Source organism: Streptomyces sp. NPDC000404, assembly GCF_040300365.1.
Lineage (GTDB): Bacteria > Actinomycetota > Actinomycetes > Streptomycetales > Streptomycetaceae > Streptomyces > Streptomyces ramulosus.
The window spans coordinates 18,833-31,910 of record NZ_JBEPDN010000018.1 but is presented as its reverse complement, the minus strand read 5'-3'; the positions used below and the strand labels follow the sequence as shown (position 1 = coordinate 31,910).

The following is a 13,078-nucleotide window of genomic DNA, read 5'->3' as shown; positions in this document are numbered from 1 at the left end:
GGCAGGGCGGGGAAAAGACTTCTGACCCCGTCGGGCGGTGTCGCCCGGCGGGGTCAGAAGGGGTGGTTCAGCGGGCCGGCGTCGAGGAGTCGCCGGAAGCCGCGGCCGGGTCGGCGGCGGAGCCGTCGTGCCCGTCCTTGGCGCGCTCGTCCGCCGCGGCGCGGATGGCGCGCCACGCGGATTCCGCCGCCTGCTGCTCGGCTTCCTTCTTGCTGCGGCCGGTGCCGGTGCCGTACGAGACACCACCGACGCGGGCGGCAGCCGTGAACGTCTTCTCGTGATCCGGTCCGGCCTCGGTGACCAGGTACTCCGGAACGCCGAGACCTTCGGTCGCGGTGAGTTCCTGGAGGCTCGTCTTCCAGTCCAGGCCGGCGCCGAGGCTGGAGGACTTCTCGATGAGCGGGTCGAAGAGCCGGTGCACCAGCTCGCCGGCCGCGTCGAGGCCCTGGTCGAGATAGACCGCGCCGATCACCGCTTCAAGGGTGTCGGCGAGGATGGACGCCTTGTCCCGGCCGCCCGTGCCTTCTTCGCCCCGTCCGAGGCGGATGAAGGCGCCGAGGTCGAGGCCGCGGCCCACCTCGGCGAGCGCGCGCGAGTTGACCACCGCGGCCCGGAGCTTGGCCAGCTGGCCTTCCGGGAGATCGGGGTGGATGCGGTACAGCGTGTCCGTGACCACCAGGCCCAGCACGGAGTCCCCGAGGAACTCCAGCCGCTCGTTGGTGGGCAGACCGCCGTTCTCGTACGCGTAGGAACGGTGCGTCAGCGCACGTACCAGAAGGGCGGACTCAAGGTGGTACCCGAGCCGCCCTTCCAGAATCGTGTGGGACGAGGCCGTGTCCGCCGGTGCCTGCTCCTCGCCGCGGGTGCGGGCGGAGGGGCGGGCGTCTTGCGCCTTCTTGGGGCTAGACACAGTGCCTGTCACCAGCCGCTCAGACCTCGAGGACCTGGCGCTTGTTGTAGGTGCCGCAGCTCTGGCACGCGATGTGCTGCTGCTTCGGCTCGTGGCAGCGCTCGCACGCCACCAGGGTGGGGACCGCAGCCTTCCACTGCGACCGGCGGTGGCGCGTGTTGCTGCGCGACATCTTCCGCTTCGGAACAGCCACGGCTACTTCTCCTGCTTCTCGTCGACGTGCGCTGATCGAGGCGCGTCGCCGCTCAACTTGTCCTTCTCGTCGTCCTGGTTGGTCCCGACGAGTCCCTGCAGTGCCGCCCAACGGATGTCGACGGCGTCGTGGTGGTGGTCCGGGTCGTCCGCGAGCCGCGCTCCGCAATCGGAACACAGACCCGGGCAGTCTTCCCGGCACACCGGCTGCAGCGGCAGTGCGAGCACCACCGCGTCCCGCAGCACGGGTTCGAGGTCGAACAGGTCGTCCTCGACGAAGAGTGTGTCCTCCTCGTCCTCGGCGTCGTCGCCGGAGTCCGCGGTGCGGGTCCGGGCGTCGGCGTCGGGGTAGGCGAACAGCTCCTGGAAGTCCGCTGCGAGCTCGCGCTCCAGCGGCTCCAGACACCTTACGCACTCCCCCTTCACGGTTGCACGGGCGGTACCTGTGACAAGCACCCCGTCCATGACCGATTCCAGGCGGAGGTCGAGCGCGATCGGGGTGCCCTCGGGCACGCCGATCACCTCGTTGCCGAGGTCCCGGGGGGCCTCGACGGTGCGGGAGAGCCGCTGGAGCGCGCCGGGACGACGGCCCAGCTCGCGCGTGTCGAACACGAGCGGGGAACGGTGGTCGAGGCGGGCGTTGATGGCTTTCCTGCTTTCTGTACCGGGGGTCCGGTGCTCCGGCTTCCGGCCACCGGCTCGGGAGCGGGCGGATACGGAAACGGGCAGCCGGGATCGCGGACGTACACGCGACCGAACAGCCAGGATACTGGACAGGCCCGGATAGGCCCAATCCACTCCCTGCGGACGGGCCTGGCCTACGGGCGGCCCTCCTCGTACTGCCGGAGCTGGTCGAGGTTGATCATGCTGGTGTCGAAGAGGCTGGTCTCCTCCAGCGCGCCGGGCTGCGCGGGCGCCTGCGGGGGCTGCTGAGGAGCCTGCTGGGGTGCGTAGCCCGCCTGCGGGTCGTAGCCCTGCTGCGGGACCTGCCCGGCGGCCTGCTGCTGCCAGCCGTAGCCGTACGGGTCCTGCTGCTGGGCGTACTGCTGCTGTCCGTAGGCGTAGCCGTCCTGCCCCGCTGCGTAGCCCTGGTCCGGGTAGGGGCCGGGCTGGGCGTACTGCGGGCTCTGCGCGGTGGCGGCGAGCGGCTGCGGGGCCGGGGCGGCGGGCTGCTGCGGGGTGACGTCGGCGAGATGGGCGAGGAACTCCGCGTCGGCCTGGTGGCCGCCGGCCCGCTCGTCGGTCTGGGCGGCGAGGTGGGCGCCCAGCTCGTCGATGGCGCGGGCGCCCTGGAGCTTGTCGCGGCCGCGGCCGACCGCTTCGAGGGTCTTGGTCAGCACCGCCTGGAAGGCGCCGAACTTGGCGTCGACGTAGGCGTCGGCACGCTCGGTGAGCGTCGCCGGGTCGGCGCTGCGCTCGGGGGCGTCGGCGTCGGCGTAGCCCTGGTCGTCGAGGCCGGGGCCGCGGCCGAGCAGCTTCTCGCGGCCGCGGTCGACGGAGCCGATGGTCTTGGTGAGGACGACCTCGAAGTTGGCGAGCTTGCTGTCGACGTAGTCGTCGGCCTCGGCGCGGATCTCCTCGGCCTCGCGGCGGGCCTCGGCGAGGATGCGGTCCGCCTCGTCCTGCGACTGGCGGGCGACCTCGGTGTCGGAGATCAGCGACCCGCGGTGGGCGTGGGCGGACTCGATGATCCGCTCCGCCTCGGCGCGGGCCTCCTCGACCATCCGCTCGCGACCGCCGAGCAGCTCCTGCGCCTGCGCCAGCGAGCCGGGCAGCGCCGCGCGCACCTCCTCCAGCATGGCGAGCAGTTCGGCCCGGTTGACCACGCAGGACGCCGACATGGGCACGGAACGGGCGCTGCCGATGTTGTCGACGATCTCGTCGAGCTTCTTCTGCACGTCCACGTTGGACTCGCCACTCTCTGAAGGGATGGAACGAGGGAACGCCACGACTGTACGGCCACCGGGACCCGCCCCGACACCTGCTGACGGTCCGTCAGCAGGTGGTGACGCCCGGCGGGTGCGCCGGGGCGTGGCTCAGCGCTCCCGCAGCCGCTCGGTCAGCGCCTCCAGGACGAACGGCGGGACGAGATGGCCGACGTCGCCGCCCCATGCCGCCACTTCCTTGACGAGGCTGGAGGAGAGGAAGCTGTAGGTGGGGTTGGTGGGGACGAACAGCGTCTCCACTCCGGAGAGCCCGTTGTTCATCTGGGCCATCTGGAGTTCGTAGTCGAAGTCGCTGACGGCGCGCAGACCCTTGACGATCGCGGGGATGTCGCGCTGCTTGCAGAAGTCGACGAGCAGGCCGTGGAACGCCTCGACCTCGACGTTGCCGTACTCGGCGGTGGCGCGGCGGATCAGGTCGATGCGCTCGTCGACCGTGAAGAGCCCCTGCTTCGACTGGTTGATCATCACGGCGACGTGGACGACGTCGTACAGCTTGGAGGCACGGGCGATGATGTCCAGGTGCCCATTGGTGATGGGGTCGAAGGACCCCGGACAGACGGCGCGGCGCAACTCTGGTTCCTCGCTCTCCGATGCGTTCATGACACGCGCTCCGACGTCTCGTCGGGGGACGCGGAAGCGGCGCGACCGTACCAAAGCGTCCCCTCGCCGTAGCGGCGGGCCTTGATCGCCGCGAAACCGTCCGGCCAGGAGAACACGCCGCCTCGGGTGCTCCGCTCCACCGTGACGAGTGCGCCGGGCGCGCACCAGCCCGCACGGCGGAGTGTGAGCAGGATCTCCCGCAGGTCGTCGTCGGTGACGGCGTAGGGCGGGTCGAGGAAGAGGACGTCGTACGGGTCGCCGGGCGCGGCGCCGGCGGCGACCTGTTCGGCGCGGCCGGTGCGGACCTCGGCGCCGGGCAGGCCGACGGCCTTGACGTTCTCGCGGACGGTGCGGGCGGCGCGGGCGTCGGCCTCGACGAGCAGGACGTGGGCGGCGCCCCGGGAGAGCGCCTCCAGGCCGACCGCGCCGGAGCCCGCGTAGAGGTCGAGGACCCGCGCGCCGGCCATCGGGCCGTCCAGCGACTCCCAGGTGGAGAAGAGGCCCTCGCGCGCCCGGTCGGAGGTCGGGCGGGTGCCGTTGCCGGGGGGTACGGCCAGGCGGCGGCCGCCGGCCGTACCGGCGATCACGCGGGTCATGGGCCCGTCCTTACGTGGTGCGGGGTCGGTGGGGAGGCGGCGGCCGGGGTACGGCGCCGCGGCCTCCACGATATTCCGGCCGGGCACGGGGCGGCGCACGGTGACCGGCGGGGCGCCCGGGGAGGGTGAGGCTTCTCACGTGGGGCGGCGGGACGGTCGGGGGCCCGGGGCGGCGGCGGGCCCGGCGCCGCCGTCGGCTCTTGTCCAGGTACTCCTCAGCCCTTGTCCAGGTACTCCTCGCGCTCCTCGTCCAGCAGGGCGGCGAGCGCGGTGCGCAGTTCGGGGTAGGCGTCGAGGGCCGGGTCGGCGGCGACGACGGCGGTGGCCTCCTCGCGGGCGGCGGCGATGACCTCCTCGTCCTCGATGACGGCGAGCATCCGCAGCGAGGAGCGGACGCCGGACTGGGCCTGGCCGAGGACGTCGCCCTCGCGGCGCTGTTCGAGGTCGATACGGGAGAGTTCGAAGCCGTCGAGGGTGGCGGCGACGGCGGCGAGGCGGGCGCGGGCGGGGCTGGCCTCGGGCATCTCGCTGACCAGCAGGCAGAGCCCGGGGGCGGCGCCCCGGCCGACCCGGCCGCGCAGCTGGTGGAGCTGGGAGACGCCGAAGCGGTCGGCGTCCATGATCACCATGGCGGTGGCGTTGGGGACGTTGACGCCGACCTCGATGACGGTGGTGGCCACGAGAACGTCCAGCTCACCGGCGGCGAAGCGGCGCATGACGGCGTCCTTGTCCTCGGGCGCCATCCGGCCGTGCAGCGCGGCCACCCGCAGCCCGGCCAGCGGCCCGGCGGTCAGCTGCCGGACGAGGTCGAGCACGGCGAGCGGCGGCCGCTTCTCCTCGGCGTCCTCGGGGGACGGCCCGTCCTCGGCTGTGCCCTTGCGGCCCTTGGCCGTGCCGGGGGTGTCCTCCTCGTCGCCGATCCGGGGGCAGACGACGTAGCCCTGATGGCCCGCGGCGACCTCCTCGCGGACCCGCTCCCAGGCGCGGGCGAGGAAGTGCGGCTTGTCCTTGGCGGGCACGACGTGGGTGGCGATGGGCGAGCGCCCGGCGGGGAGCTGGTCGAGGACGGAGGTCTCCAGATCGCCGAAGACGGTCATGGCGACGGTGCGCGGGATGGGGGTGGCGGTCATCACCAGGAGGTGCGGGGTGCGCTTCTCGCCCCGGGAGTGGCCCTTGCCGCGCAGGGCGTCGCGCTGCTCGACGCCGAAGCGGTGCTGTTCGTCGACGACGACCAGCCCGAGGTCGTGGAACTGGACCTTGTCCTCGATCAGGGCGTGGGTGCCGATGACGATTCCGGCGTCGCCGCTGACGAGATCGAGGAGCGCCTGACGCCGGGCGGCCGCCCCCATGGAGCCGGTGAGCAGCACCACCTTGGTGCCGTGCTCGGCCCCACCCAACATGCCGCCCTCGGCCAGCTCCCCCATCATCTCCGTGATGGAGCGGTGGTGCTGCTGGGCGAGGACCTCGGTGGGGGCGAGCATCGCCGCCTGCCCCCCGCCGTCGACGACGGCGAGCATCGCGCGCAGCGCCACCATCGTCTTGCCGGAGCCGACCTCGCCCTGGAGGAGGCGGTGCATGGGGTGGTCGGTGGCGAGGTCGGTGAAGATCTCCTCGCTGACCTTGCGCTGGCCCTCGGTGAGGGTGAACGGCAGCCGGGCGTCGAACGCGTCGAGGATGCCGCCCTCGGTCAACGGGCGGGGTACGGCCGGGAGTTGGGTCTCGGCGAAGCGGCGGCGGGCCAGCGCGACCTGGAGGACGAACGCCTCGTCCCACTTCAGCCGGGCGCGGGCGTCTGCGATGTCGGCCTTGGTGCGCGGCCGGTGGATCTTCTCCAGCGCCTCGGGCAGCTCCACCAGCCCCCGGCCGGCGCGCAGCGCCTCGGGCAGCGGGTCGACGGCGTCCCGGGCGTGGGGCAGCACGGCGTCGACGGCCTTGGCGAGCTTCCAGGACGCCATCTGCTGGCAGGCCGGGTAGATCGGCATCAGCGCACCGGCGAAGGCGTCGACGGCCTCGCTGCCGGACTCCTGGTCGAGGAGGGCGTATTCGGGGTGGGCGAGCTGGAGCTTGCGGTTGAAGACGGAGACCTTGCCGGCGAACATCGCGCGGCGGCCGGGCACCAGGTCCTTGTGCGGCTTGTGGATGCCCTTGCCGAAGAAGACCAGCTGGAGGCGGCCGCCGCCGTCGGTGAGCGTGACCTCCAGGCGCTGGCCGCGGCCGCCGTTGAACCGCAGCACGCGGGCGTCGGCGACCTGGGCGACGACCGTGACGTGTTCGTCGAGCGGGAGGTCGGCGAGGCGGGTCAGCTCACCGCGCTCGGCGTACCGGCGCGGGTAGTGGTGCAGCAGATCTCCGACCGTGTGCAGGCCGAGGTGGTCGGCGAGCACCTTCGCGGTGGTGCCACCGAGGGTCTTCTTCAGAGGTTCGTCGAGCGCGGCCACGGAACCCATTGCACACCATGCCACCGACAACGGGGCCTCCCACGTGCCGCGGGGGCCGTCACGGAGAGGCGGGAGCGGGCGGCGTGGGGCGGGGGTTCGGAGCCGGTGCGCCGTGCGCGGCGCACCATGCGCGACGCCCCGTGCGTCCGGCCCCGTGCGCGGCGCACCGTGCGTCCGGCCCGTGCGCGGCGGGGCGGGCCCCGTGCGGCGCGCCCCGTGCCCGTCCCGGCGCCCCGCCGTCCGTCTCCTACTCCACCCCGATCAGCAGCGGTGCCGCGTGGCGGCCGCCCTCGTACACGACGGTGTCGACGGCGAGGAACCGTTCGCGGACGTGCGCCTCCAGCCGTTCGGCGAGGCCGTCGGGGGCGCAGGCGCCGCGGACCAGCGTGACGAGTTCGCCACCCGCCGAGAGCATCCGGTCGAGGACGGTGAGGGCGGTGTCCGTCAGATCACCGCCGATGACCACGACGTCGCCGTCGATCAGCCCGAGGACGTCGCCCTGCTGGCAGATGCCCGCCATCGTCCACGCCTGGCGCTCGGCGACGGCCAGTTCGGCGTAGCGGGTGGCCCCGGCGGCCGAGGTCATGGCGACGGCGTCCTCGTCGAAGCTGCGGTCGGGCTCGTGCACGGCGAGCGCCGCGAGGCCCTGCACGGCGGCGCGGGTGGGGATGAGCGCCACCCGGATGCCTTCGGCACGGGCCGCCTCGGCCGCCGCGGCGGCGGTGTGGCGCAGCTCGGGGTCGTTGGGCAGCAGCAGCACCTCACGGGCGCGGGCCTGCCGGATCGCCTGGACCAACTCCCCGGAGGCGGGCGGCTCCCCGGGGCGCACCCGCACCGTGGTCGCGCCGGCCGCCTCGCACAGCGCGGCCAGCCCCTCCCCGGGGACGACGGCGACGACGCCCCGGGCGGCCGGCTCCGGCACGGGGCGCGCGGCGTGCGCGGCGCCGTCGAAGTGCGTGATGCGGATGCGGTAAGGGCGGCCCGCCTCGATCCCGGCCTCGACGGCGGCGCCCGCGTCGTCGACGTGGACGTGGACGTGCCAGAGGCCGTCGCCGCCGACCACCACGAGGGAGTCGCCGAGCGCGTCGAGGCGGGTGCGCAGCCGGGCCACGGCGGCGTCGCCGGCCTCCAGCAGGTAGATCACCTCGAAGGCGGGGCCCGTCGTCTCCCCGGGCGGGCAGCTCTCCGGTGCGGCCCCGGTGACGGCCTCGGGGCCCGCCGCCTCCGGGAGCGGGGCGTCGGCCCGGACGGCGACGGGGACGGCGGTGACCTCGCCGGACAGCGCATCGGCCAGCGCCCCGAGCAGGGCGACCAGACCGCAGCCGCCGGCGTCCACGACCCCGGCCCGGCCCAGGGCGGCGAGCTGCCCCGGGGTGGCGCGGAGCGCGGTGCGGGCGCCGTCGTGGGCGGCGCGCGCCACCTCCGCGGCGTGCGGCGCGGAGGTCGCGGCCTCCGCCGCGGCGTCGGCGGCGCGGGCGGCGACCGTCAGCACGGTGCCCTCCACGGGGTGCGCGACGGCCTCCCGGGCGGCGGCCGCGGCGCGGTGCAGTGCCCGTCCCAGGGTGGCGGGCGGGCAGCCGCCGGGCAGTTCGCCGGTGGCGTCCGGCCCCGTGGCGGGCACCGGCGGGGCGGCCAGGATCTCGGTCATCCCGCGCAGCAGCTGGGCCAGGATGGTGCCGGAGTTGCCGCGCGCCCCTATGAGAGCGCCGTGCGCCATGGCTCCGGCGGCGTCGGCCAGGCACGGCGCGGTGCCCGCGGCGGCGTGGCCGTCGAAGGCCGCCTCGACGGCGCGGGCGGCGGATTCGAGGGTGAGGTAGAGGTTGGTGCCGGTGTCGCCGTCGGCCACGGGATAGACGTTGATCGCATCGATCCGGGCGCGCTCCCGGCCCAGCGCCTCCAGTGCCAGTCCGCACCAGGCGCGGATCGCGGCGGCGTCGAGCGGGTGCGGCACAGCGTCCTCCTGGATGCACGGGATGACGGCACAGTAGCCGCGGTCACACCGGGAGGCCGGGGCGGGGCCCGGAGCGCGCATGGTAGTTTCGTTCTACGGACGCGGCCGTTGTATGCTGCTCCGGTTGCCCGGTGCGAATCGGGCCTTTTCCTCTCCTGGCGATGCCGGTCGGTCAATGCACTCGGCCCGTCAGGATTCACCGTAAGTGCATCTGAAGTCTTTGGAGTGACCCGTGGCTGCCAACTGCGACGTCTGCGGCAAGGGGCCGGGCTTCGGCAAGAGTGTCTCTCACTCGCACCGCCGTACCAACCGTCGTTGGAACCCCAACATCCAGACGGTCCGTGCAGTGGTCGAGCGTACGCCGAAGCGGCTCAACGTCTGCACCTCGTGCATCAAGGCCGGCAAGGTCTCGCGCTGACGTCTTAGCCGTAGCGCAGCCAAGCCGGTTGCTTGACGAAAGCCGGTCCACCGAAAGGTGGGCCGGCTTTTCGTCGTTGCCGCACGGGGCCGGGGCGCCGTCGCGGGCGGGCGGCCTCTCCGTACGGCCGGGTCCGGGTGTCCCGTACGGCGGGTGCACGGGGCGGGTCCGAGGCCCTCGCACGGCGGGCCGCGCCCCGTTCCGCGCGCGGTGCGCACTGTTGCCGCGGATGGCCCCGTGTTGCCGTCCGTTACGGGCGGACGCCCCGCGTTGCGCCGGCATTGCGGTTTCGTGGCCGGGTGGCGGTACCGCTTCCGGGGCGTTCCTCGCCGCCCCTAGTGTCCGGGTCCCGGACGCGGCACTCCCCTGCCGGGTCCGTCCGTCACCCACCGTGCGAGGACCGTTCATGAGCCAGCCCGCCGACTCCGCCACCGCAGAGAACCCCACCGATGACCGCGCCGGGGCACCGGACCCGTCCGCCGCGTGGTCCTTCGAGACCCGGCAGATCCACGCGGGCGCGGCCCCCGATCCCGTCACCGGGGCCCGCGCGGTGCCGATCTACCAGACGACGTCCTTCGCCTTCCGGGACACGCAGCACGCCGCGGACCTCTTCTCGCTCGCCGAGCCCGGCAACATCTACACCCGGATCCACAACCCCACCCAGGACGCCCTGGAACAGCGGGTCGCCGCGCTGGAGGGCGGCGTGGCGGCCGTCGCGCTCGCCTCCGGGCAGGCCGCCGAGACGCTGGCGCTGCTGACGCTGGCGGGCGCCGGTGACCACATCGTGGCCTCGTCGTCGCTGTACGGCGGGACGTACAACCTCTTCCGGCACACCCTGCCGCGGCTGGGCGTGGAGGTGTCGTTCGTCGACGACCCGGACGACATCGCCGCCTGGCGGGCCGCCGTGCGCCCCACGACGAAGGCGTTCTTCGCGGAGACGCTGGGCAATCCGCGGGGCAACGTCCTCGACGTCCGGGCGGTCGCGGACGCGGCGCACGGCGCGGGCGTGCCGCTGATCGTGGACAACACGGTGCCCACGCCGTATCTGCTGCGGCCCATCGAGCACGGTGCGGACGTCGTGGTGCACTCGGCGACGAAGTTCCTCGGCGGGCACGGCACCACGCTGGGCGGTGTGGTGGTCGACGCGGGCACCTTCGACTTCGGGGCGCACGCCGAGCGGTTCGCCGCCTTCCACACCCCGGACCCGAGCTATCACGGGCTGCGCTACTGGCCGGACCTCGGCCCCGGTGCGTTCGCCGTGAAGCTGCGGGTGCAGCTGCTGCGCGACATCGGCCCGGCCATCGCGCCGCACTCCGCGTTCCTGCTGCTCCAGGGCATCGAGACGCTCAGCCTCCGCCTGGAGCGGCACACCGCGAACGCGCAGGCGCTCGCCGAGTGGCTGGAGCAGCGCGACGAGGTGGCGGCGGTGCACTACCCGGGACTGCCGTCCAACCGCTGGTACGGGGCGGGGCAGAAGTATCTGCCGCGGGGTGCGGGCGCGGTGCTCTCGTTCGAGCTGCACGACGGCATCGAGGCGGGCCGGGCGTTCGTCGACGTGGTGCGGCTCTTCAGCCACCTGGCGAACATCGGTGACGTACGGAGCCTGATCATCCACCCGGCGTCCACCACCCACAGTCAGCTCGACGAGGAGCAGCTGGCGGCGACCGGCGCGGCGCCCGGCCTGGTGCGGCTCTCCGTCGGGCTGGAGAGCCTGGAGGATCTGCGGGCCGATCTGGAGGCGGGGTTCCGGGCCGCGAAGGCGGCGTCCTGAGCACCGCCGTGCCGGGCCACGCCCTCCCGCCGGCCTCCGGGGCCTGGCGGGAGGGCGATCCGCCGGGGCGCCGCCGCTGGGTGACGCTGCCCGGCGCGCTGCCGCTGGAGGCCGGGGGCGCGCTGCCGGGCGTGCGGCTCGCGTACGAGACGTGGGGCACGCTCGCCCCGGACGCCTCGAACGCGGTCCTGGTGCTGCACGCGCTGACCGGCGACAGCCATGCGGCGGGCCCGGCGGGGCCCGGGCATCCCACGGCGGGCTGGTGGTCCGCGCTGATCGGACCGGGGGCGGCGCTGGACACCCGGCGGTGGTACGTGGTGGCGCCCAATGTGCTGGGCGGTTGCCAGGGCAGTACGGGTCCGGCGTCGCCCCGCCCGGGCGGCACGGGGCGGTGGGGGCCGGATTTCCCGCTGGTGACGCCGCGGGACCAGGTGGCGGCCGAGGCGCGGCTGGCCGATGCGCTGGGCATCGCGCGGTGGGCGGCGGTGATCGGCGGCTCCATGGGCGGCATGCGGGCCCTGGAGTGGGCGGCGGGGCTGCCGGAGCGGACCGGGGCGCTGCTGGTGCTGGCGTGCGGGGCGGCGGCGTCGGCGGAGCAGATCGCCTGGGGCGCGGTGCAGACGGCGGCGGTGCGCGCCGATCCGGGCTGGCGCGCGGGGCGGTACCACGACGCCCCGGACGGTGCGGGTCCGCACCAAGGGCTGGGCCTCGCCCGGCGGATCGCCCACCTCACCTACCGCAGCGAACCGGAGCTGGCGGACCGCTTCGGGCGGCGGGCGCAGCCCGGCGAGGACCCGTGGCGCGGCGGGCGGTACGCGGTGGAGTCGTACCTCGACCACCACGCGGGCAAGTTGGTGCGCCGGTTCGACGCGGGAAGCTACGTCACGCTCGTCGAGGCGATGAACGCGCACGACGTGGGGCGCGGACGGGGCGGCGCGGCGGCGGCGCTGGCGCGGGCGCGGATGCCCGCGGTGGTCGCCGGCATCGGCTCCGACCGGCTCTACCCGCCCGCCCAGCAGAAGGAGTTGGCCGCCCTGCTCCCGGGCGCCGGCCGGCCCCGCATCCTCGACTCCCCCGCCGGCCACGACGGCTTCCTCACCGAGACGGAACAGGTCGGGGCGGTGGTGCGGGAGGTGCTGGAGCGGGGGTGAGGGTGCCTGCGTGGGGCGGCGGGTGAGGGTGCCGGCCCGGTGCGTGCCGGCCCGAGGCCGGCGGCCGCCGCACACGGGGCGGGGCACGTCACCGCCGCGCGGGGCAGCGGCACGGGGCGGACACGCCACCGCCGCACGGGGCGAGCACAGACCGCGACGAGCCCCGGCGCGAGGCAGACGCAAAGCCCCGCACGAGGCAGGCCCAAACCCCGGCCCGAGGCAGACGCAAATCCCCGTACGAGGCAGACGCAAGACCCGCCCCGTTCCCTCGCTCCCCCTCACTCCCCTCCGCGCCACCGCCACCCGTGATCCACCGGGCCGATCCCGCTGCCCAGGCGGAAGCCGGCCGCGAGTGCCCCCGTGACGTACTCCTTCGCGGCGGTGACGGCCCGCGGGACGGTGTCGCCGTGGGCGAGGCGGGCGGCGACGGCGGAGGCGAGGGTGCAACCGGTGCCGTGGGTGTGGCGGTTGTCGTGCCGCGGGGCGCGCAGCCAGAGTTCCTCGGTGCCGTCGGTGAGCAGGTCGACCGCGTCCGCGGCGGCGGGCAGATGGCCGCCCTTGATGAGCGCCCAGCGCGGGCCGAAGGCGAGGATCGCATCGGCGGCGCGGCGCATCCCGGCCTCGTCCGTGGCGCGCACGCCGGTCAGCTGCGCCACCTCGTCGAGGTTGGGCGTGGCGACGGTGGCGGTCGGCAGCAGCTTGGTGCGGACCGCGTCGAGGGCGGTCGCGGCGAGCAGCGCGTCGCCGTGCTTGGAGACGCCGACGGGGTCGACGACGACCGGCACGGTCAGCTCCGCGAGGAGCGCGGCGACGGTCTCGACCAGCTCCGGCGAGGCGAGCATCCCGGTCTTCACGGCCTGCACGCCGATGTCGTCGACGACGCTGCGGAACTGCGCCCGCACCGCCTCGGCGGGCAGCTCCCAGGCGCCCTGGACGCCCCGGGAGTTCTGCGCGGTGACGGCGGTGAGCACGCTCATGCCGTGGGCGCCCAGCGCCAGCATCGTCTTGAGGTCGGCCTGGATGCCCGCGCCGCCGCCGGAGTCGGAGCCGGCGACGGTCAGGGCGCGTGGTGGGGTCTGCACCCCGCCGAATCTACCGGCCGCCG

General features: G+C 74.5%; 12 protein-coding genes. 3 read left to right on the top strand and 9 right to left on the bottom strand.

The genetic code is table 11. From position 1 onward, the window contains the following. Positions 1 to 67 precede the first annotated feature (67 nt). From rnc to ABT345_RS29605, 8 genes are all read right to left on the bottom strand, one after another. Complete coding sequence (gene rnc / locus ABT345_RS29640) at positions 68 to 922, bottom strand: ribonuclease III (protein WP_345080284.1); 855 nt, start codon at positions 920 to 922, stop codon at positions 68 to 70. A 7-nt stretch (positions 923 to 929) separates the two neighbouring features. Then, entirely contained in the window at positions 930 to 1,103 is a 174-nt protein-coding gene (gene rpmF, locus ABT345_RS29635; RefSeq protein WP_030287342.1) for a 50S ribosomal protein L32, read from the bottom strand. 2 nt (positions 1,104 to 1,105) lie between these two features. Beyond that, positions 1,106 to 1,714, bottom strand: coding sequence for a YceD family protein (locus ABT345_RS29630; RefSeq protein WP_345080288.1), 609 nt, complete (start codon positions 1,712 to 1,714; stop codon positions 1,106 to 1,108). A 206-nt stretch (positions 1,715 to 1,920) separates the two neighbouring features. Then, entirely contained in the window at positions 1,921 to 3,006 is a 1,086-nt protein-coding gene (locus ABT345_RS29625; RefSeq protein ID WP_345080291.1) for a F0F1 ATP synthase subunit B, read from the bottom strand. Between the two features lie 132 nt (positions 3,007 to 3,138). Continuing rightward, positions 3,139 to 3,618, bottom strand: coding sequence for a pantetheine-phosphate adenylyltransferase (coaD, locus tag ABT345_RS29620; protein ID WP_345080371.1), 480 nt, complete (start codon positions 3,616 to 3,618; stop codon positions 3,139 to 3,141). Positions 3,619 to 3,644: 26 nt separating this feature from the next. Next, a complete protein-coding gene (gene rsmD, locus ABT345_RS29615) occupies positions 3,645 to 4,244 on the bottom strand; it encodes a 16S rRNA (guanine(966)-N(2))-methyltransferase RsmD (protein WP_345080294.1) in 600 nt (199 codons plus the stop codon). Positions 4,245 to 4,459: 215 nt separating this feature from the next. Further along, positions 4,460 to 6,691: an ATP-dependent DNA helicase RecG gene (recG, locus tag ABT345_RS29610; protein ID WP_345080297.1), complete on the bottom strand. Its 2,232-nt coding sequence runs from the start codon at positions 6,689 to 6,691 to the stop codon at positions 4,460 to 4,462. 238 nt (positions 6,692 to 6,929) lie between these two features. Continuing rightward, positions 6,930 to 8,633 carry a DAK2 domain-containing protein gene (locus ABT345_RS29605; protein WP_345080299.1) on the bottom strand — a complete coding sequence of 568 codons (1,704 nt, stop codon included), beginning with the start codon at positions 8,631 to 8,633 and terminating at the stop codon, positions 6,930 to 6,932. Between the two features lie 232 nt (positions 8,634 to 8,865). Between ABT345_RS29605 and rpmB the strand changes: the two genes are divergently transcribed. From rpmB to metX, 3 genes are all read left to right on the top strand, one after another. Then, positions 8,866 to 9,051, top strand: a complete 186-nt coding sequence (gene rpmB, locus ABT345_RS29600; RefSeq protein WP_030287328.1) for a 50S ribosomal protein L28 — start codon at positions 8,866 to 8,868, stop codon at positions 9,049 to 9,051. 406 nt (positions 9,052 to 9,457) lie between these two features. Continuing rightward, positions 9,458 to 10,822: a bifunctional o-acetylhomoserine/o-acetylserine sulfhydrylase gene (locus tag ABT345_RS29595; protein ID WP_345080303.1), complete on the top strand. Its 1,365-nt coding sequence runs from the start codon at positions 9,458 to 9,460 to the stop codon at positions 10,820 to 10,822. An 8-nt stretch (positions 10,823 to 10,830) separates the two neighbouring features. Beyond that, complete coding sequence (gene metX, locus ABT345_RS29590) at positions 10,831 to 11,973, top strand: homoserine O-acetyltransferase MetX (RefSeq protein WP_345080306.1); 1,143 nt, start codon at positions 10,831 to 10,833, stop codon at positions 11,971 to 11,973. 278 nt (positions 11,974 to 12,251) lie between these two features. On the opposite strand, the gene thiD is transcribed toward metX, so the two are convergent. Continuing rightward, positions 12,252 to 13,055 carry a bifunctional hydroxymethylpyrimidine kinase/phosphomethylpyrimidine kinase gene (thiD, locus tag ABT345_RS29585; protein WP_345080309.1) on the bottom strand — a complete coding sequence of 268 codons (804 nt, stop codon included), beginning with the start codon at positions 13,053 to 13,055 and terminating at the stop codon, positions 12,252 to 12,254. Positions 13,056 to 13,078: the final 23 nt, after the last annotated feature.